General features: G+C 74.1%; 16 protein-coding genes and 1 tRNA gene. 6 read left to right on the forward strand and 11 right to left on the reverse strand.

The features are described 5' to 3' along the window. Positions 1-188: 188 nt before the first annotated feature. Both ACIGXE_RS15145 and ACIGXE_RS15150 read right to left on the reverse strand, forming a co-directional pair. Entirely contained in the window at positions 189-1,235 is a 1,047-nt protein-coding gene (locus ACIGXE_RS15145; RefSeq protein WP_399747299.1) for a DMT family transporter, read from the reverse strand. Further along, the gene (locus ACIGXE_RS15150) at positions 1,232-2,062 is read right to left on the reverse strand and encodes a phosphatase PAP2 family protein (protein WP_399747301.1); all 831 of its coding nucleotides are present in this window, start codon (positions 2,060-2,062) and stop codon (positions 1,232-1,234) included. The genes ACIGXE_RS15145 and ACIGXE_RS15150 overlap by 4 nt, the downstream gene beginning before the upstream one ends. A gap of 166 nt (positions 2,063-2,228) precedes the next feature. Here ACIGXE_RS15150 and ACIGXE_RS15155 point away from each other — a divergent pair, with 166 nt between their 5' ends. The 3 genes from ACIGXE_RS15155 to ACIGXE_RS15165 all read left to right on the forward strand — a co-directional run bounded on the left by ACIGXE_RS15155 (position 2,229) and on the right by ACIGXE_RS15165 (position 4,705). Beyond that, positions 2,229-2,879 (forward strand): TetR/AcrR family transcriptional regulator C-terminal ligand-binding domain-containing protein, encoded by a 651-nt coding sequence (locus ACIGXE_RS15155; RefSeq protein WP_399747303.1) that lies wholly within the window; start codon positions 2,229-2,231, stop codon positions 2,877-2,879. Between the two features lie 29 nt (positions 2,880-2,908). Beyond that, positions 2,909-3,286, forward strand: coding sequence for a DUF488 domain-containing protein (locus tag ACIGXE_RS15160; protein WP_399747305.1), 378 nt, complete (start codon positions 2,909-2,911; stop codon positions 3,284-3,286). A gap of 156 nt (positions 3,287-3,442) precedes the next feature. After that, on the forward strand, positions 3,443-4,705 hold the full coding sequence (locus ACIGXE_RS15165) for a cytochrome P450 (RefSeq protein WP_399747307.1): 1,263 nt from the start codon (positions 3,443-3,445) through the stop codon (positions 4,703-4,705). Here the strand turns inward: ACIGXE_RS15165 and ACIGXE_RS15170 are convergent. Then, positions 4,695-5,285 carry a DUF309 domain-containing protein gene (locus ACIGXE_RS15170; protein ID WP_399747308.1) on the reverse strand — a complete coding sequence of 197 codons (591 nt, stop codon included), beginning with the start codon at positions 5,283-5,285 and terminating at the stop codon, positions 4,695-4,697. The two genes, ACIGXE_RS15165 and ACIGXE_RS15170, sit on opposite strands and share 11 nt — an antisense overlap. A 116-nt stretch (positions 5,286-5,401) precedes the next feature. On the opposite strand from ACIGXE_RS15170, the gene ACIGXE_RS15175 reads away from it, so the two are divergent. Continuing rightward, positions 5,402-5,478, forward strand: a tRNA-Pro gene (locus ACIGXE_RS15175). A gap of 173 nt (positions 5,479-5,651) precedes the next feature. Here the strand turns inward: ACIGXE_RS15175 and ACIGXE_RS15180 are convergent. After that, positions 5,652-6,602 carry a LysR family transcriptional regulator gene (locus ACIGXE_RS15180; RefSeq protein WP_399747309.1) on the reverse strand — a complete coding sequence of 317 codons (951 nt, stop codon included), beginning with the start codon at positions 6,600-6,602 and terminating at the stop codon, positions 5,652-5,654. A 111-nt stretch (positions 6,603-6,713) separates the two neighbouring features. On the opposite strand from ACIGXE_RS15180, the gene ACIGXE_RS15185 reads away from it, so the two are divergent. Beyond that, positions 6,714-7,640: a DMT family transporter gene (locus tag ACIGXE_RS15185; RefSeq protein WP_399747311.1), complete on the forward strand. Its 927-nt coding sequence runs from the start codon at positions 6,714-6,716 to the stop codon at positions 7,638-7,640. A gap of 31 nt (positions 7,641-7,671) precedes the next feature. On the opposite strand, the gene ACIGXE_RS15190 is transcribed toward ACIGXE_RS15185, so the two are convergent. The 5 genes from ACIGXE_RS15190 to ACIGXE_RS15210 all read right to left on the reverse strand — a co-directional run bounded on the left by ACIGXE_RS15190 (position 7,672) and on the right by ACIGXE_RS15210 (position 13,910). Then, complete coding sequence (locus ACIGXE_RS15190; RefSeq protein ID WP_399747313.1) at positions 7,672-8,706, reverse strand: MASE1 domain-containing protein; 1,035 nt, start codon at positions 8,704-8,706, stop codon at positions 7,672-7,674. A gap of 232 nt (positions 8,707-8,938) precedes the next feature. Beyond that, the gene (locus ACIGXE_RS15195) at positions 8,939-9,781 is read right to left on the reverse strand and encodes a PP2C family protein-serine/threonine phosphatase (RefSeq protein ID WP_399747315.1); all 843 of its coding nucleotides are present in this window, start codon (positions 9,779-9,781) and stop codon (positions 8,939-8,941) included. A 327-nt stretch (positions 9,782-10,108) separates the two neighbouring features. After that, the gene (locus tag ACIGXE_RS15200) at positions 10,109-12,232 is read right to left on the reverse strand and encodes a xanthine dehydrogenase family protein molybdopterin-binding subunit (protein WP_399747317.1); all 2,124 of its coding nucleotides are present in this window, start codon (positions 12,230-12,232) and stop codon (positions 10,109-10,111) included. 146 nt (positions 12,233-12,378) lie between these two features. Continuing rightward, positions 12,379-13,380, reverse strand: coding sequence for an FAD binding domain-containing protein (locus ACIGXE_RS15205; RefSeq protein WP_399747319.1), 1,002 nt, complete (start codon positions 13,378-13,380; stop codon positions 12,379-12,381). Then, positions 13,377-13,910: a 2Fe-2S iron-sulfur cluster-binding protein gene (locus ACIGXE_RS15210; RefSeq protein ID WP_399747321.1), complete on the reverse strand. Its 534-nt coding sequence runs from the start codon at positions 13,908-13,910 to the stop codon at positions 13,377-13,379. The genes ACIGXE_RS15205 and ACIGXE_RS15210 overlap by 4 nt, the downstream gene beginning before the upstream one ends. Before the next feature lie 496 nt (positions 13,911-14,406). Here ACIGXE_RS15210 and ACIGXE_RS15215 point away from each other — a divergent pair, with 496 nt between their 5' ends. Next, positions 14,407-15,354: a RimK family alpha-L-glutamate ligase gene (locus tag ACIGXE_RS15215; protein ID WP_399747323.1), complete on the forward strand. Its 948-nt coding sequence runs from the start codon at positions 14,407-14,409 to the stop codon at positions 15,352-15,354. A gap of 7 nt (positions 15,355-15,361) precedes the next feature. Here ACIGXE_RS15215 and ACIGXE_RS15220 read toward each other — a convergent pair whose 3' ends face one another. Further along, positions 15,362-17,116, reverse strand: coding sequence for a dipeptide ABC transporter ATP-binding protein (locus ACIGXE_RS15220; RefSeq protein WP_399747326.1), 1,755 nt, complete (start codon positions 17,114-17,116; stop codon positions 15,362-15,364). Continuing rightward, positions 17,113-18,105, reverse strand: a complete 993-nt coding sequence (locus tag ACIGXE_RS15225; protein WP_399747328.1) for an ABC transporter permease — start codon at positions 18,103-18,105, stop codon at positions 17,113-17,115. Before ACIGXE_RS15225 ends, ACIGXE_RS15220 begins: the two co-directional genes overlap by 4 nt. Between the last annotated feature and the right edge of the window lie 12 nt (positions 18,106-18,117).

The raw sequence follows: 18,117 nt of genomic DNA on the forward strand, positions 1-18,117 counted from the left end.
GAAAGCCGCCGGCCCCGGGGGGGCCGGGGTTCGGCGGGCCCGGGGGGGGGGGGGGCCCCGCCGGCGGGCCGGGGGCCCCGAGGGCCCGCAGGCCCTCCTGCCCCGGCCCCCCCGGCCCCCCCAACCGCGCAACCCCGCGGCCGGCGGGGCCGCGGCTTCCCGCGTTCCCGGGGGTCGGGCGTCCCGCGTCAGCGGACGGGCTCCGGCAGCGGCTCCGGGGCGCCGAGCCCTCCCCGTACGGGGAGGGAGTCGAGCGGGGTGGGGGGACCGGGCACAAGCAGGGGATCGGCCTCCGCCACCGCGGTCGCCCCCGAGGTACCCACCACCCCGGCCGCCCCCGAGGCCTCCATCCCCGCGGGCTCCGCGGCCTCCGTCCCGAGGCCCGTCGTCAGCAGGACCACCCCGCGCGCCGCGACCAGCGACGCGCCGGCGGCGACCAGCCAGCCCCAGGCGCCCGCGCGGAAGGTCTCGCCGAGCAGGGCCACGCCGATGACGGCGGCGGCGGCCGGGTTGGAGAGGTTGACCACCGCGAGGGGCGCGGCGAGGCCGCCCCGGTACGCGGCCTGGGACAGCAGCAGCCCGCCCACCGCGAAGGCGGCGATCAGGACCGCCAGCAACGCCGTCTGCCACCAGCCCGAAGGACCGCCCGGCAGGTCGCGCGCGAGCGCGGCGGTCAGGGTCTGGGTCAGGGCCGAGCCGACGCCGGAGGCCACTCCGGACGCGGTCGCGTGCCCGAGACCCCGGCCCCGCGCGCCCGTACCCATCCGGGCGCGGGAACGGTGGGCGAGCACCCCGATGAGGAGCAGCGTCACGGCCGTGACGACGAGGGCCTCGCGCAGGTTCAGGGCCTCCTCGGGGGCGACCGGGCCGGTCACGGCGACGAGCCCGACCAGACCCGCCAGGGTCCACAGCGCCCCGCGCCACTCCGCCCGGCTGACCCGGCGCCGTGCCCCGTAGGCGCCGATGGGCAGGGCCGCGACCAGCGTCAGCGCGCCGAGCGGCTGGACGAGGGTGAGCGGCCCGTAATGCAGGGCGGCGACGTGGGCGAGCGCGCCGGCGGCGTTGAGGCCCACCGCCCACCACCACTGCGGCCGGCCGAGCAGTCGGCGAAGGGCCCCGCGGCCACCCGTGGAGGCGGAGGCGAGCCGGGACTGGGCGACGGCGGCGAGCGCGTACCCGGCGGCGGAGACGAGGGACAGGAGGACCGCGACCACGGTCCCGGCGGCGGCGCTCATCGCAGGGCTCCGGCGGTCGCGGCGGCCGTGGCCGGGGTGAGTGCGGCCGGCGGCCGGGACGGATCGGGGTCGCCGTCGGGCGTCCGGTGCCGCGGCGCCGGTACGACGAGCAGCGCGAGCGCGAGCAGGACGGCGGCGGCCAGGGCGTCGAACCAGTAGTGGTTCGCGGTGCCGACGACGACCAGCAGCGTCAGCACCGGATGCAGCAGCCACAGCAGACGCCAGCGGGACCGGGTCGCCAGGATCAGGCCGATCGCGACCATCAGCGCCCAGCCGAAGTGGAGCGAGGGCATCGCCGCGAACTGGTTCGCCATGGAGTCCGTCTCGGGCGTCGCGCCGTACACGGAGGGCCCGTAGACCCGGGCGGTGTCGACCAGGCCGGAGGCGGCGAGCATCCGGGGCGGCGCGAGCGGCATCAGCAGGTGCAGCGCCAGCGCGGCGGCGGTCAGCAGGGCGAGGACGCGGCGCGACCAGACGTAGTGGGCGGGGCGGCGCCAGTAGAGCCAGGCGAGGAAGGCGATCGTGGCGGGGAAGTGCACGGCCGCGTAGTACGTGTTGGCGGCGCGGACGAGGGTCTCGCCGTGCAGCAGCAGCTGCTGCACCGCGCCCTCGCCGGGCAGGTGCACGGCGCGTTCGGCATCCCACACCCGGTCGGCGTTGTGGAAGGCGCGGGTCTCGTGGCCGTTGGCGAAGAGCCGGCCGAACTTGTAGACGAGGAAGAGCGCCGTGACCAGCAGCAGCTCGCGCAGCAGCGGTGGTCTGGGGGTAGCCGTCGCCCCCGGTCCTGCAGGACGAGTTCTTCGTATCCCGCTTATCCCGGCAGCCATGGCTCGGCCCCTTTTTCCGTCAATTCGGACAGCAAACGGATGAACTCTAGATCCGGATTCATCGAGACGCAAGCGTCTCGATACGTTTGCGTCTCGATTGTGCGACCCCTACTCTCGTATGTGCAGACACAGGTCCGGTGGGGTACGGGCTGTCCGGGAGGAAACGATGTCCACGCAGGCCGCCACCGCCGCCGCCCGGCGGAGCAAACTGACCGCCGAGCGGGAGGCCGAGCTCTACGACGCGGTCATCTGTCTGCTGCGCGAAGGCGGCTACGACTCCGTCACCATGGAGGGCGTCGCCGCCCGCACCAAGTGCGGCAAGGCGACCCTCTACCGCCAGTGGGGCACCAAGCCCCGGCTCGTCACCGCCGCCCTCGGCCGGAGCCGCTGCGCCCTCTTCACCGGCATCGACACCGGCTCGCTCGTCGGCGACCTGCGCGAGGCCGCCCGCACCGCCGCCTCGCACCGCGAGCGGGACACCGAGCTGATGGAGGCGGTCAGCCAGGCGTACATCCAGCACCCCGACCTGCGCGCCGCCCTGCGCGAGACCGTCATCGAGCCGGAGGTCGCCGCGCTGGACGCGATGCTGAAGCGCGCGGTCGAACGCGGCGAGATCGCCGCCGACAACCCGGCGATCGACTTCGTCGCCCCCTGCTTCATGGGCATGCTGCGCGTCGAGCGCCTCTTCGAGGAGCGCTTCGCCGACGCCTCGGCCATGCGCACCTTCGTCGACGCGGTCCTCCTCCCCGCGCTGGGCGCCACCGCACCGGCCGAGCCGGAGGCCGAGGCCTCGACACCCCACCGGCCCGAGGTGTGAAGCGCCTGCCCTTCCGGCACCCTGAAGCCATGCCTCACTCCTCACGTCCGCGGGTCCGCACGCGACGCGTCTACGACCCGCCCGAGCCCGACGACGGCCTGCGGGTCCTCGTCGACCGCCTCTGGCCGCGCGGCATCTCCAAGGCCGACGCGCACGTCGACGTGTGGCCCAAGGACCTGACCCCCTCCACCGAACTGCGCCGCTGGTACCACGGCGAGGAGGGGGAGTACGAGGAGTTCCGGCGCCGGTACGGGAAGGAACTCGACGAACCGGCCGCCGCCGAGGCCCTGGCCGACCTGCGCACCCGCGCCGCCGAGGGCCCCGTCACCCTCCTCACGTCCGCCAAGGACCCCTCGCACAGCCACACCGCGGTCCTGACGGAGGCGCTGGAAGCGGAACCGGGATAGGCGCTCCCCGACGGCCCTTTCCCGCCACCTCGGCGCACGCCCCTGTTCACCCGGCCCGCGCCCCCGTCACCATGGGCGCACCGGAACGCACCGCCCGGTGCCCCGCCCGCCATGGCACCGCACCGCACCGCACCCGGAACCGTGAGGAGGCGCCGCGTGGACCCGGCCCAGCGGAAGCGTCACGCCCAGCTCGACGAGCTCCAGCGCGACCCGTACCCCCTCTACGCCCGGGCGCGAGACATCGCCGGGCTGACCTACGTCCCCGCCCTCGACGCCTGGCTGGTCTCGCGGGACGCCGACATCCGCGAAGTGCTGCTCCGGCCGCAGGACTTCTCCTCCGCGCAGGCCCTGCGCCCGGACGTGCTGCCCGCGCCCGCGGCCCTCGCCGTCCTCGGCGCGGGCTTCGCCGCCCGGCCCACCGTGGTGTCCACCGACGGTGCCGCGCACCGCCGCCACCGCGCGCCGCTCAACAGCGGCCTGTCCGCCGCCCGGATCGCCGCGCTCACCCCGTACATCACCCGGCAGGCGGACACCCTCGCCGGCGCCTTCGCCGACACGGTCGCCAAGGAGGGCCACGCGGACTTCATGGCCCACTACGCCCGGCGCCTCCCCGGCACCGTGATCGGCCGGCTGCTCGGCCTCGACCCGGCGGACGTGCCGGCCGCCGTCCACGGCTCGTACAGCGCCGAACGGCTCCTCTTCCGGCCCCTCCCCGAGGACGAGCAGATCGCCGCCGCCCAGGAGGTGCTCGCCCTCCAGCACCTCCTCGACCGCTACGCCCGCGACCGGCGTACGCGGCCCCGTGACGACCTGGTCAGCGCGCTCGTCGGCGCGCTCGCCCCCGACGCGGGGCTCGGCCCCGGACCACGCGAGCTCACCGAGGACCAGCGCTGCGAACTGGTCTCCAACCTCCAGAACCTGCTCATCGCCGGCCACCTCACCACCACCGCCCTCATCGGCACGACGGTGCTCCACCTGATGCGCCACCGCGAGCAGTGGGAGCTGCTGCGCGAGCGGCCGGAGCTCATACCCGCCGCCGTCGAGGAGGCCGCCCGCTTCGACACCGCCGTCCAGGGCTTCCGCCGCACCACCACCCGCCCCGTCACCCTCGCCGGCACCGAACTGCCCGCCGGAGCGACCGTCTTCGTCGCGTACGGCTCCGCCAACCGCGACCCGGCCCGGCATCTCGAACCGGACACCTTCGACATCACCCGGCCCCGGCCGTACCCGCGCCACCTCGCCTTCGGGCACGGCCCGCACGGCTGCCCCGGCTCCCAACTGGCCCGCGTCCAGCTCCGCGCCACCCTCACGGCCTTCACCCGGCTCCTGCCCGGACTGCGCCCGGCGGACGGCGCTCAGATCCGTATGCGCCCCACCCTGATCCACCGCTCGCCCGAGGAGCTCCCGCTCACCTGCTGACCCGCAACCGCGGCGCCTCCGCCGCGGCGTCGACGCCCCCGGCCCCGCCCGCCGTCACGCGCGCGGCCAGCCCCCGCGCCCAGCCCGCCACCCCGGGGACGTCGATCCCGTACGTCTCCGCCCCGCCCCGCGCGTACTCCTCGACCCGCCCGGCCCCGCGCAGCAGCAACCGCGCCCCACCGGTCGCGTTCCCGCGGGCCGCGTGCGTCAGCCCCACGGCGAGCTGCGCCAAGCCCTGCCACAGATCCCGCTCACCCGCCGGCCCCGCCTTCCAGGCGTCCTCGAACACCTCGTGCGCGTGGAACGGCATCCCGGCGTCCAGCAACCGCTGCGCCTCCCGCACCGTCCCCTCGGGCGTCCGCGCCACCCCCTCGGGCTGCCGGGCCACCCCCTCGGCCCCGTACGCCAACGGCCTCCCCAACCCGTCCCGAGGCCGCGCACTCCGAGCCCGCCCCTCGGGATCCCGATCCCGGCCGCGGTCCCGCTCCCGCTCCCGCTCCCGCTCCCGTTCCCCCTCCCGTTCCCGGTCCCTCTCCCGCTTCCGTTCCGGTCCCTGCCCCTGTCCCAGTTCCTTGTCCATCCCTCCATTCTCGAACGCGACGCCCGGTCACACCCCGTGTGGTGATCCACCCCGTGAAGTGAGGTAATGTTCTCTTGCACGCCGCCGCCGGTCCCGAACCGGAGGCGACCGGGCACCGGGACGTGGCGCAGCTTGGTAGCGCACTTGACTGGGGGTCAAGGGGTCGCAGGTTCAAATCCTGTCGTCCCGACCATGCTTTCAGCAGGTCGGAGGCCGTTCTCTCATGAGTGAGAGGACGGCCTTTCGTGCATCCGGGGCCATGGTGGTCGCCATGTGGTCGCGGGTCCAGGGGGCCCGATTCCCAGAACGTCCACTCCGTGTCGACCGTGACGACCGGAAGCGGCCGGCTGTCCAGCACGCGTCGCTTCAGCTGCTGTTCCGGGTGCGCGAGCCCACGTGTCCTTCGGCCTCCGGCGTCGCTCGTCCTGCCCCGGCCGACTCGCGGAAGGCGTCGAGGAGCGTGCGCAGGACGGGCTGTTCCAGGGAACCCGCCCGGATCACGGCGTGGATCGCGCGAACCGGCTCGGGGTGCCTGACGCGGCGGACCGCGACGCCGGGGTGACGGGCGCTCAGTCCGAGCCGGGGGACGAGACTGACTCCGAGACCGGCGGCGACGAAGCCCTGTGCGGTGGCGTAGTCCTGCGACGTGGCCGCGAAGTCAGGGCTGAAGCCTGCCGCGGCGCAGGCGTCGGTGACCGGGGCGAGGCAGGGGCCGGGGGGCTCGCTTCGGACCCAGGGTTCACCGGCGAGATCGGTGAGGTCGAGCACGCGCTTGGGGGCGAGCGGATGGCCGGCGGGCAGCACCGCGCGGTACGGGTCGTCGAGCAGGTGCACGACCTGGAGGCCCCGCCGGGGCGCGTCGGCCGGCGGCCGGACGACCAGGGCCACGTCGGCGTCGCCCCTGGACACCTCCGCCACCGCGTCGTCAGGGTCCGCCAGCCGCGGGTCGATCGCGACCGCCGGGTGCTCGCCGCGCACGCGGGCCAGGGCGGGCGCCAGCAGGGTCGGCCCGACGGAGGCGAAGTAGCGGACGGTCAGCCGGCCCTCGCGCCCGGCGCGCAGATCGGCGAGCGCGGTCTCGGCCTCGGCGAGGTGCTTGCTGATGACGGCCGTGTACCGGGTGAGCAGCAGTCCGGCCTCCGTGGGCCGTACTCCCCGGCCGACTCGTTCGAGCAGCGCCATCCCCGCCTCCTTCTCCAGAGCCGCGATCTGCTGGCTGATCGCGGAGGGGGTGTAGCCGAGATGTGCGGCCGCCGCCGTCACCGAGCCGCTGGTGATCACGGCGCGCAGGACCTGCATACGTCTCACATCGATCATGTAGTAGAGCTTAAGAGAAGCGCAGAACCTTTTTCTTGTCCTTCCGAGAAGAGTGCGGCAGCGTTCATGTCCACGGGATCGATTCAGGAGGCAGCGGGGAACGTCGGCGTGATGGACAGAAGCTGGACAGGGGTGCGCCTCGGCCTGCTGGCCCTGCTCTGGGGCTCGACCTTCCTCTGGATCGAGGTGGCCCTGGAGGCGCTGACACCGGTGCAGGTGACGTTCGGCCGGTGCCTGCTCGGGGCGGTCACCCTGCTGGCCCTCTGCCTGCTCTCCGGCCGGCGGCTGCCCCGCGGCCCGGCCGTCTGGGGTCGGATCGTCGTCGCCGCCTTCTTCTGCAACGCCCTGCCGTTCGCCCTCTTCAGCTTCGGACAGCAGAGCATCGACTCCGGCGTCGCCGGCGTCCTGAACGCCACGACCCCTCTGTGGTCCCTGATCCTCGGCGCGGCCGTCGGCACCGAAGGCGGTCTGCGGCCGGCACGGGTGGTCGGCCTGCTCCTGGGATTCGCCGGGGTGGTACTCATCTTCGCGCCGTGGCAGGCCGGCGAGTCGGGCGGCTGGGGAGCCCTCGCCATCGTCGGCGCGGCGGCCGGTTACGCGGTCGGTTTCCTGTTCATGAGCCGTCACCTGGTCGGCAAGGGCATCCCGACCCTCGCGCTGTCCGCGGCGCAGCTCACCGCCGCGACCGTCCTCACCGCGCCGACCCTGGTGGCGGGCGGCCTGACACCGATCGAGATCACCCCGAGACAACTGATCGCCACGGTGATCCTCGGCGTCGTCGCCACCGGCGTCACCTTCCACCTCACCTACCGGAACATCGCGGCCGAGGGCGCCACCCACACGGCCACCGTCGGTTACCTGCTGCCCGTGGTCTCCGTGGCCCTCGGCGCCGTCGTCCTCCACGAGGACTTCAGCCTCCGGATCGCCCTGGGAATGGCGGTCGTTCTCACCGGCGTCGCCCTGACCCGCCGGTCGACGCCGGCCGGCCTGCCGGTCACCGGACCGGCCTGCTCCTCGCGGTCGGCCTCGGCCCCGTGACCTCGAGCGGATCCGTCACGGACGCGGAGGGTCATGCATCCCGGTGTCCGCCGGGCGGGACCGCCCGGCTCACGGTGGGCTCGAGCGGGGTCCCGGCGGGCGGGCCCGGCGAGGGCTCACCCGCCGCGAGGTGCTCCAGGACCTCCGCCAGTTCCTCGCAGGCGCGGCGCACCGAACGGCGGGTCGCACGCTGCTCGGTGACGACGGAGGCGAGGAGCAGGGCGGTCAGGGCGGCGGAACCGTTGAACGTCTGGAGCTTGACCATGGTCTCGACGTCCGACAGGTTGAAGAACGCGCCCCGGTCGGAGGTCGCCCCGAAGGTGGCGAATGCGGACGCGAAGAGCGCGCACAGCACGCTGCCGGCGAGCTGGAAGCGGAGCGCTGCCCACACCAGCAGGGGGAAGACGAGGAAGAGCAGGCTGATCGGGCTGAGCACGGCCAGGGGGACGAGAACCAGGGTCGTCAGCCCCAGAAGGGTCGCCTCCTTCCAGCGCCGTACCCGGAACCGTCCGGCCGGCCCCGCGAGTACGAGCAGGAGCGGAGCGACGAGCAGAACCCCCATCGTGTCGCCCGCCCACCAGGCCAGCCACACGGCCCAGAACTCGCTCCTGTCCAGGGAGCCTGTCACCACCTGCAGTCCGACCCCCGCGGTAGCGCTGATCAGCATGGCGCCGAACCCCCCGAGGAAGACCAGCGAGACCCCGTCCCGCAGCCGCGCCATGTCGAGCCGGAAGCCGACCCGTCTCAGCAGCAGGAAGGCGCAGAGCGGTGCGACGGTGTTGCCCGCCACGGTGACCACGGTGGTGGGCCCAGGGGTGGTGAGGGAGGCGATGACGAGGAAGGAGCCGAGAGCGATCCCGGGCCAGACCCGCGCGCCGAACAGCAGCAGAGCGGCGACGGCGACGCCGGTGGGGGGCCAGATGGGGGTGGCCACCACGTCTCCGACGACGAGGCGGCCCAGCAGGCCGAGCCGTCCGGCCGCGTAGTAGCAGATCGCCACGGCCAGCGAAATCAGCGCCGCCTCGGTAAAGGGCCGGAACTGCCGAATATCCAACACGCCAGCCATCAGACACCGGCCGGGCCGCCACGACCGGGTAAGGGCCCTCGCGTGTCGGGCGCCGCCGTACGGCACGAGTCCGGACCGGCTGCGGTCCGGACCGGCTGGTGGAGTCCGGACCGGCCCGGGGTCTGGCCCGAACCCCCGGGGTCTGGCCCGAACCGGGGCGGGCCGGCCAGGGGCGGGGCGACCCGGGGCGAGCCGGCCAGGGGGGGGCGGGGCGACCCGGGCCGAGCCGCCTTCACTCCTCGACCGTCGACCGGGCCGGACCGCCGTCATGGCCGACGACCAGGACGGCTGCGTCGTCCTCGTGCCCCACCGTGGCCGCCAGCTTCATGACGGCGGTGGCGAGCGCGTCGACGTCCAGCCCGGCGACAGCGGTGATCCCGGCGAGCCGCGTCACCCGGTCCAGGCCCTCGTCGACGTGGAGCGAGGGCCCCTCCACCACCCCGTCGGTCAGGAGGACGAAGACACCGTCGGCGGTCAGCCGGTGGCGTGTGGCCGGGTAGTCCACGTCGCGGAGCACACCGAGCGGAGGCCCGCCCTCGCTGTCGTCGATGCCGGAGCGGCCGTCGGTGGTGGCCCAGATGTGGGGGATGTGACCGGCCCGGGCGCACTCCAGGGTGCCGGCGGCGGGGTCGAGCCGCAGGAAGGTGCAGGTGGCGAAGAGGTCGGCGCCCAGCGAGATCAGCAGGTCGTTGGTGCGGCCGAGCAGCTCTCCCGGGTCTCCGGTGACGGAGGCCAGCGCGCGCAGTGCCACGCGGACCTGTCCCATGAAGGCGGCGGCCTCGATGTTGTGCCCCTGCACGTCACCGATGGACATGCCGATCTGCCCGCCGGGCAGGGAGAAGGCGTCGTACCAGTCACCACCGACGTTGAGCCCGTGGTTGGCGGGCTCATAGCGGACGGCCAGCCGGGCGCCCGGAAAACTGGGCAGGTCCGAGGGCAGCATTTCGCGCTGCAGGGCCACGGCGAGCTCGACACGGGAACGCTGGGTCTCGGCCAACTCCCGAGCCCTGGCGGTCAGCGACCCGAGCCGGAGCAGAAGCTCCTCGCTGTTGTCGGCCGGCCGTCTGCGGAACATCGATCACTCCGACGTCACGACAATCCTCGCATCACTCCGTCCCGTCTCCAGCACGCGGGACCACCGGGGACCACCTCGGAACGAACAGGTCCTTACCCACTCTGCCCGGAGGGCGCGACGCCCGCATCTCCTCGACCCCGCACCCTGGCCCGACGGCACCGCCAAAAGATCCGGACCCGGTCCGGGCGCCCTCCGGGGCATCGCCCGCCTCCGCCGGCGGTGAACCTGTCGCCCTGCGGGAGGGCGACGACGCAGGCGGTGTGTGCCCCGGTTCCGCGAGCGCGGCTTCGGCGCGGCCGCTTACAAGGCAGGCAGGACGGGCGCGGCCTAGGCGGTGGGCGCCCGGGCGGTGAGCAGCGGGAGGAGGCGGTCGGGGGTCAGGGGGAGGTCTCGAAGGCGCACGCCGCAGGCGTGGTGGACCGCGTTGGCGATCGCCGCCGCGGTGCCGACGATGCCGATCTCCCCGACGCCCTTGCTGCCCATCGGGTTGAGGTGGGGGTCGTGCTCGTCCACCCAGTGCGCCTCGATGTCCGGCACGTCGGCGCAGGCGGGGACGTGGTAGGAGGCCAGGTCGCGTTCGCGGAAGTCGCCGAAGGCGAGGTCCATGGTGCTGTGTTCGGTGAGCGCCATCCCGAGCCCCATCGTCATGCCGCCGATGAACTGGGAGCGGGCGGTGCGCGCGTTGAGGACCCGGCCCACGGCGTAGACGCCGAGCAGCCGGCTCACCCGGACCTCGCCGGTGACGGTGTCGACGCGGACCTCCGCGAAGTGGGCGCCGAAGGCGTGGCGGGCGTACGGGGACGTCCGCCCCGCCTCCTCGTCCGTGTCCGCCTCGACCGTGACGCCCTCGGGCGGCAGCGGACGACCGGGGTCGGCGGCCAGGGTCGCGCGCAGCGCGGCACAGGCCTTGTGCACGGCCCAGCCCCAGGACGCGGTCCCGGAGGAGCCGCCGGCGACGGGGGCGTCGGGCAGTCGGCTGCTGCCGAGTTCGACGCCTACGGAGTCGAGCGGGGCGCCGAGGGCGTCGGCGGCGATCCGGGCGAGGACCGTCCGCGCCCCGGTGCCGATGTCGGTGGCGTTGACGCGGACGACGAAGCGGCCGTCCGGGGCGGCGTGGGCGGAGGCGCGGGACGGGCTCACGAGTACGGGGTAGGTGGCCGCGGCGACGCCCGTGCCGGCCAGCACGTCCCCGTCCCGCCGGACGCCGGGGCGCGGGTCCCGCTCCGCCCAGCGGAACCGGCGCGCACCGTCCCGCAGGCAGGCGGCGAGGCCCCGGCTGCTGAACGGTTTGCCGCTGTCGGGCTCGGTGTCGGGCTCGTTGCGCAGCCGGAGCTCCACCGGGTCGACGCCGACCGCCTCGGCGAGTTCGTCCATGGCCGCTTCGAGGGCGTACATCCCGGACGCCTCGCCGGGGGCGCGCATCCACGACGGGGTGGGCACGTCCAGGGCGACCACCCGGTGGGTGGTGCGGCTGTGAGGAGAGGTGTACATGGTGCGGGCCGGGACGGCGGCCTGTTCGACGAACTCCTTCACCGTGGACGTCTGGGTGACCACGTCGTGGGCGAGGGCCGCGATCGTTCCGTCGGCGGCCGCGCCGATGAGGACGCGCTGGATGGTGGGCGCGCGGTGCCCCACGGTGGCGGGCAGGTCGCGGCGGGGCAGGGCGAGCCGCACGGGCCGGCCGGTGTGCCGGGCGGCCATCGCCGCGAGGACGGCCGGCGGCCGGGGGGTGCCCTTGGAGCCGAAGCCGCCGCCGACGTAGGCGGAGACGACGGTGACCTTCTGCTGGGGCAGCCGGAACAGCCGCGCGAGGACGTCCCGTACGGTCGTCGCGCCCTGGCTGGAGTCGTACACGGTCAGGCCGTCGTCGTCCCACCAGGCTGTGGCGGCGTGCGGTTCCATCGGGTGGTTGTGCAGGGCGCCCATGGTGTAGGTGGCGTCGACGCGGACCGGGGACGCGGCGAAGGCGGTGTCGAAGTCGCCCCGCTCGCGTACGGCCGGGTGGCCGCCGTTGGCCTTCTCGGGCGTGTAGAGGCGCGGGTGGTCGGCGCTCAGCCGGACGTCGTGCTCGCTCGGCGCGTAGTCGATCCGCAGCACGTCGGCGGCGGCGCGGGCGTTCTCGGGCGTGTCGGCGACCACGACGGCGACGAACCAGCCCCGGTGGGGGACCCGGTCCTCCTGGAGGAGCGCGAGCGTCGGGTCGTCGGCGTCGCCGAGGCGCGGGGCGTTCTCGTGGGTCAGGACGGCGTGTACGCCGGGGCGTTGCAGGATCTCGTCGGCGTGGACGGCGGTGACCCGTCCGCGGGCGACGGCGGCGGGCACCGGGCAGGCGTGGAGGCAGCCGGGCGGCGTCCGGTCGACGGCGTAGCGGGCCTCGCCCGTCACCTTCTGGCGGGCGTCACGCCTGACGGCCGCCGAAGGCTGCGCGGGCGCGGGTTCATGGCGGGTCATGGCGTGATGCCTCCTCCGGTCGGCGTACGGCGGGGTGTGCGCGGTCGGACGTCCGGCGGGCAGACGGATGCCGGGCGGGCGGGGCGGGGCGACGCCGGGCAGGACGTCAGGGGGCGTGGCAGACGGGTGCGGGCGCGTCGTGGGGGTCACGGGGCGGCCGCGGCGGCGCGGGACGCGAGGTCGCCCAGGAGGCGCACGGCGAGGTTTCGGGCCAGCGGCACCTTGAAGCCGTTGTCGCGAAGGGGCTCGGCGGCGGCGAGTTCGGCATCGGCGGCCCGCCGGAAGGTCTCGGTGGTGGCCGGCGCGCCCCGCAACACCTCCTCCGCCGCCCGCGCCCGCCAGGGCTTGTGGGCGAGACCGCCGAAAGCGAGGGCGGCGTGCCCCACATGGCCGTCCTCTACGGTCAGGACGAGGGCTACGGAGGCGAGCGCGAAGGCGTACGAGGCGCGGTCGCGGGCCTTGCGGTAGGCGCTGAGCGCGCCGGGCGGCGGCGCGGGGAGCGTCACGCCCGTGATGAGTTCGCCGGGCGCGATGACGGTGTCCAGGTCCGGGCGGTCGCCGGGCAGCCGGTGGAACGCGGCGACGGGCACCGTCCGCTCGCCGTCCGCCCCGCGCAGCCGGACCTCTGCGTCGAGGGCGGCGAGGGCGACGGCCATGTCCGAGGGATGCGTGGCGACACAGTGGGGGGAGTGGCCGAGGACCGCGAGGTCCCGGTGGACGCCCTCCCGGGCGGGGCAGCCGGAACCGGGCAGACGCTTGTTGCACGGCGTGGACGTGTCCTGGAAGTAGGGGCAGCGGGTGCGCTGGAGGAGGTTGCCTCCGGTGGTGGCCGCGTTGCGGAGCTGGGGCGAGGCGCCGGCCAGCAGGGCCTGGGACAGCACGGGGTAGCGGGTGCGCACGTCGGGGTGGGCGGCGACGTCGCTGTTGCGCGCGGTCGCCCCGATCAGCAGGCCGCCCTCGGGGGTCTCCGCGACGCTGTCGAGGGGCAAGGCACCGAGGTCGACGAGCAGCGGCGGGCCGGTGACGCCCAGCTTCATCAGGTCCACGAGGTTGGTGCCGCCCGCCAGGAAGCGGGCGCCGGGGTGGGCCGCGAGGTGCGCGATGGCCTCCTCGGTGCGTTCGGGGCGCACGTACGCGAAGGGCTTCACCGTGCGACCTCCTCGATCGCGGCCACGATGTTCGGGTAGGCGCCGCAGCGGCAGATGTTCCCGCTCATGCGTTCCCGGATCTCGTCCGGTGTGAGGGTGACGGGCTCACCGGGCGGTCGTTCCGGCGGTGTCACGTGCGAGGGTTCGCCGCGCGCCGCCTCGTCCAGCAGGGCCACGGCCGAGCAGATCTGGCCCGGTGTGCAGTAGCCGCACTGCAGGGCGTCCCGGGCGACGAACGCCTCCTGGACCGGATGGAGGCGCTCGCCGTCCGTGAGGCCCTCGACGGTGGTGACGGAACGGCCCGCGCACGCGACGGCGAACAGCAGACAGCTGTTCACGCGCCGGTCGTCGAGGAGGACGGTGCAGGCACCGCACTGCCCGTGGTCGCAGCCCTTCTTGGTGCCGGTGAGGTCGAGGTGGTCGCGCAGCGCGTCCAGCAGGGTCGTGCGGTGGTCCAGGGTGAGCGAGCGGTCCGTTCCGTTGACGCGCAGCGCCACCGTGGACGCGCGCTCCGGCAGGGTCTGGTCCACCGGTTTCCCTCCTCACCTCGAAGCCTTTGCCGACGCGGGCCCGAACGTCCGCCGTTTGGCGGTACGGGGGCGGGCCCGACCGACCGGGTCGCCGCGCGACACGCCCGCCGGCCTGTCCGCACGCGGATGCGGACGCGTGTCCGTCGGCGTGTCCATCCGCACGCGCCTGCGTCGACGCTATGCGACGACCGCCTCCCCCGCCTCCCGCGAGCCAGGCGTCCGGCCCCAGGGCACACAGGTGCTTTCGATTGATCGTGCCCAGAGGTCGCAGGCCGGGCCGTACGCCAGGCGTGTGCGACGGCTTCGAGAGCGCCGGCAGCCACCGGGGTGGTTGCCGTCACGGGCCCCCTTGAGAGCGTGGGGGATGTGGCCCATGGTGAGGGAAAGCCCAGGGGGCCGGTGCGGAGTGGGCGGCCGGCCGCGGACATGTGAGGAGCTCCCATTGGTGACGGACCGTCGTGCCGAGTCGGCATGTGCCGGGCCTGCCGATGTGTGGATGCTGGTACGGCAGCAGCCGACCGCGCTCCGCCGCTGCAGCCGCGATCTGGCGACGGCGTTCGCGCAGCGGTACGGCCGCCGTTTCGCCGTATGGCACACGGACGAGTTGCTGTTCGGGGTCAGGGGCGGGCGACTGATGCTGAGCACCCTGGGCGGCACGGCCCTGCCGCCCCCCGCGGTCGTCTGCGTGCGGCACCTGCCGGGGACCATGCGCGACGACCGCGAGGTGACACTCCTGCGGCATCTCGAACGCCTGGGCAGTCGCCTGGTCAACCCTCTGGACGCGCAGCTCACCTGCCGGAACAAGGTGTGGCAGGTGCAGGAGCTCGCTCTGGCCGGGCTGCCGGTGCCGGACACCCTTTCCTACGCGACCGCACCCTTGGAAGGCGTCGTCCGAAGCCCCCACCTGCCCACACCGTCCGTCGTGAAGTCCGTCCGCGGAACCAAGGGCGCCCAGGTGTTCCTCGCCTCCGACTCGAACCTGCTGCACCAGATGGCCGGCAGCCTCGCACAGACATCGCCGTTCCTGTTCCAAGAGCATGTGGCCCACTCCCACGGGCGTTCCATGCGCGTGGTCGTGGTGGACGACACGGTGGTGGACACCGTCGTGCACACGTCCCACGACGACTCTCTCGCCGCCAACATCGCCAAGGGCGGGACCGCCACCAGGTGCGTGGGCCGCCATCCACAGGCAGAACAGTTGGCGCTGGCCGCGGTGCGTGTCCTGGGCCTGGACATCGCCGGGGTGGACCTGCTGTTCACCGCCGAGGGCTCCTACACCGTCTGCGAGGTCAACGCCGTCCCGGGCTGGCGCCCGGAGGTGACCGACGTCGTCGCTCCCGCGATCGCGGCCTGCGTCGACGACCGGCTGTCCGCCACGGTGGGCACGGCATCGCCGGTCGCGGTCGCGGTCGCGTCGACCACGGAGACGAAGACGAAGGTGTAGCTGAGGATCAGGGGGCCCAGCGCCTCGGGGATGAGGAGGGTGGTGATGATGCGTGCCGGGCCGGGCATGGACCGGCGTGCTGCGCGGGCCGGCCGGCAGCGGTCGGAAGGTGGTGCGGGAACGCGGCCAGTAGTTCCCTCGTGTACGGGGCGGCCGGTGAGTCGAAGACGGTGTCCCTCGGACCCACCTCCACCAGCTCGCCCTGCTTCAGGACCGCGATGCGGTCACAGAAGTGCCGCACCACCGCCAGATCGTGGGAGATGAAGAGCAGCGACAGGTCGAGCTCCTCGCGCAGGTCCATCAGGAGGTTCAGGACCTGCGCCTGGACCGACACGTCCAGGGCCGACACCGGCTCGTCGGCGATGACCAGACGCGGGCGGACTGCCAGCGCGCGGGCGATGCCGATGCGTTGACGCTGACCGCCGGAGAACTCGTGTGGGTGGCGGGAGAGGTGCGACGGCGACAGGCCTACCTGTTCCAGGAGCTCCGCCGCCCGCTTCCGGCGTTCCGTCCGGTCCAGGTCCGTGTGGATGCGCAGGGGCGTGGTGACGATCTGCTCCACCGTGTGGCGCGGGTTCAGCGACGCGTACGGGTCCTGGAAGACCAGTTGGACCTCCCGGCTCAGCTCCCGGCGCAGACGCGTGTCCGTCGCCGCCCCGGAGACGTCCCGGCCGTCGAAGCGGACCTCCCCGCTCGTGGGACGGCGCAGGCCGGCCAGGGCTCGCGCGAGGGTGGACTTGCCCGAGCCGGACTCGCCCACCAGGCCCAGGGTCTCCCCGCGTGCCACGTGGAGGCTCACGCCCTTCACCGCGGTCTGGGGGCGGGTGCGACGGCGGCCCGGGTAGTCCACGCGCAGCTCGCGCACCTCGGCCAGGACTCCGGGATCGGGGGCGGCGCGGAGGCGGGCCTTGGCGCGTGGCTCCGGCTCCGGGTCGTCGACCGTGGGAAGACGGGTGCCGGGGACGGTGTCCAGGGTGGGAGCCGCTCCGATGAGGGCCTTGGTGTAGGGGTGGGCGGGGGCGGCCAGGAGGCGTTCGGTGGGGCCTTCCTCGAGCGCCTCGCCGTCGCGCATCACCAGCATGCGGTCGCATGTCCTCGCCACCACGCCCACGTCGTGCGTGATGAGGAGCATGGCCGTCCCGGCCTCCGACTGGAGTTCGCGGATCAGGCCGAGCACCTGGTGCTGGACTCGGGCGTCCAGTGCCGTGGTGGGTTCGTCGGCGATGAGGACGCCCGGATCGTTGACGAGCGCCATGGCGATGACGACGCGTTGGCGCATGCCGCCCGAGAGGTGGTGGGGGTGGTCCGAGGCGCGGGCGGCCGGGATGCCCACCCGTTCCAGCATCGCCGCCGCCCGTTCCAGCGCCTCCTTGCGGCCGGCCCGTGGGTGGTGGACGCGGTACGCCTCCGCCACCTGTGCGCCGATCGTGTGGTAGGGCGACAGCGCGTCCAGGGCGTCCTGGAAGACCATCGCGACCCGGGCGCCCCTGATCCGCCTCAGGGCGGGTTCGGGTGCGCCGACCAGTTCGAGGCCGTCGCCGCCGAGTCGGACGCTGCCCCGGACGTGGGTGCGCGCCGGGTCGTGGAGGGCCAGGGCGGCCAGGCCGATCGTCGACTTGCCCGAGCCCGACTCCCCGACGAGGCCCAGGACTTCGCCCGGTGCTACGTCGAAGGAGACGTCCCGGACGGCCGGGACCGGGCCGTGCGGCGTCCGGAAGGTGACCGCCAGATCGCGGACGCTCAATGCGGGTCGATCGCTCATGCGAGCCTCACTCGGGGATCCAGCCAGGCCACCACCAGGTCGGCCACGGCCACGAACACGACGACGAAGAAGGCGGCGACGAGGACGGTGCCGACGACCGTGGGCAGGTCGTTGCCGGTCACCGCGTCCACGGCCAGCTTGCCGACGCCGCCGAGACCGAACACGGTCTCCGTGATGAACGCGCCTCCGAGCAATGCCCCGACCTCCAGGCCGAGCAGCTGCACCAGCGGGCCGGCCGCTCCGCGCGCCGTGTACCTGAGGTGGGTGCGCAGGGTGCCCAGGCCCTTGGCGCGAGCCGTGCGGACGTACCCGTGGTGCATGGTCTCCAGCATCTGTGAGCGGGTCAGCCGGGCGTAGACGGCGGCGTTGACGAAGCCGAGGACCAGCCACGGCAGGATCAGGCCCAGGGCCCACTGGCCGGGCCGGTCGGCGAAGGGCACGTAGCGCGGGGGTGGGAACAGGCCCGTGGAGTAGACGAGCAGGAACAGGACCACGTAGCCGAGGAAGGAGATCTGGACGCTGGCGCCCAGCAGGTTGAAGCCGGACAGCAGACGATCGGTCGCGGTGCCCCGGCGCAGCGCCGCGACCAGGCCCGAGCCGACACCGAGGACCAGGATCACCGCGAGGGCGCCGACCGCGATCGAGACGGTCACCGGGAGGCGGTCCCCGATGGCGGTGAGCACGGGCTGGTGGAGGGTGTAGGAGTAGCCGAGGCATGGGGCCGGGCAGGGGATCGGGGTGCCGTCGACGTCCGCGATGGTGCGGCCGACGACGATGCCGCCGACGTAGTCGGTGAACTGGGAGGCGATCGGCTGGTCGAGGCCCATGCTCGTGCGGACGGCCGCGAGCTGTGCGGAGGTGCACCTGGGGCCACAGGCGATCAGGGCGGGGTCGGAGGGGGCGGCGTGGAAGAGCCCGAAGGCCGTGGCGGTGATCGCGAAGAGTACCGCCACGGCCTGCGCGACCCTCTTGAGGAGGTAACGGGTCATGGTCGCAGGAGG

Origin of the sequence: Streptomyces sp. NPDC053431, from assembly GCF_044544925.1 — a bacterium.
Classification (GTDB): domain Bacteria; phylum Actinomycetota; class Actinomycetes; order Streptomycetales; family Streptomycetaceae; genus Streptomyces.

Coding starts and splice junctions, on each gene's coding strand:
- ACIGXE_RS15185 (WP_399747311.1), top strand. CDS start 6,714: ATGGACAGAAGCTGGACAGGGGTGCGCCTCGGCCTGCTGGCCCTGCTC.
- ACIGXE_RS15145 (WP_399747299.1), bottom strand. CDS start 1,235: ATGAGCGCCGCCGCCGGGACCGTGGTCGCGGTCCTCCTGTCCCTCGTC.
- ACIGXE_RS15150 (WP_399747301.1), bottom strand. CDS start 2,062: ATGGCTGCCGGGATAAGCGGGATACGAAGAACTCGTCCTGCAGGACCG.
- ACIGXE_RS15225 (WP_399747328.1), bottom strand. CDS start 18,105: ATGACCCGTTACCTCCTCAAGAGGGTCGCGCAGGCCGTGGCGGTACTC.
- ACIGXE_RS15180 (WP_399747309.1), bottom strand. CDS start 6,602: ATGATCGATGTGAGACGTATGCAGGTCCTGCGCGCCGTGATCACCAGC.
- ACIGXE_RS15160 (WP_399747305.1), top strand. CDS start 2,909: ATGCCTCACTCCTCACGTCCGCGGGTCCGCACGCGACGCGTCTACGAC.
- ACIGXE_RS15220 (WP_399747326.1), bottom strand. CDS start 17,116: ATGAGCGATCGACCCGCATTGAGCGTCCGCGATCTGGCGGTCACCTTC.
- ACIGXE_RS15170 (WP_399747308.1), bottom strand. CDS start 5,285: ATGGACAAGGAACTGGGACAGGGGCAGGGACCGGAACGGAAGCGGGAG.
- ACIGXE_RS15155 (WP_399747303.1), top strand. CDS start 2,229: ATGTCCACGCAGGCCGCCACCGCCGCCGCCCGGCGGAGCAAACTGACC.
- ACIGXE_RS15190 (WP_399747313.1), bottom strand. CDS start 8,706: ATGGCTGGCGTGTTGGATATTCGGCAGTTCCGGCCCTTTACCGAGGCG.
- ACIGXE_RS15215 (WP_399747323.1), top strand. CDS start 14,407: ATGCTGGTACGGCAGCAGCCGACCGCGCTCCGCCGCTGCAGCCGCGAT.
- ACIGXE_RS15195 (WP_399747315.1), bottom strand. CDS start 9,781: ATGTTCCGCAGACGGCCGGCCGACAACAGCGAGGAGCTTCTGCTCCGG.
- ACIGXE_RS15200 (WP_399747317.1), bottom strand. CDS start 12,232: ATGACCCGCCATGAACCCGCGCCCGCGCAGCCTTCGGCGGCCGTCAGG.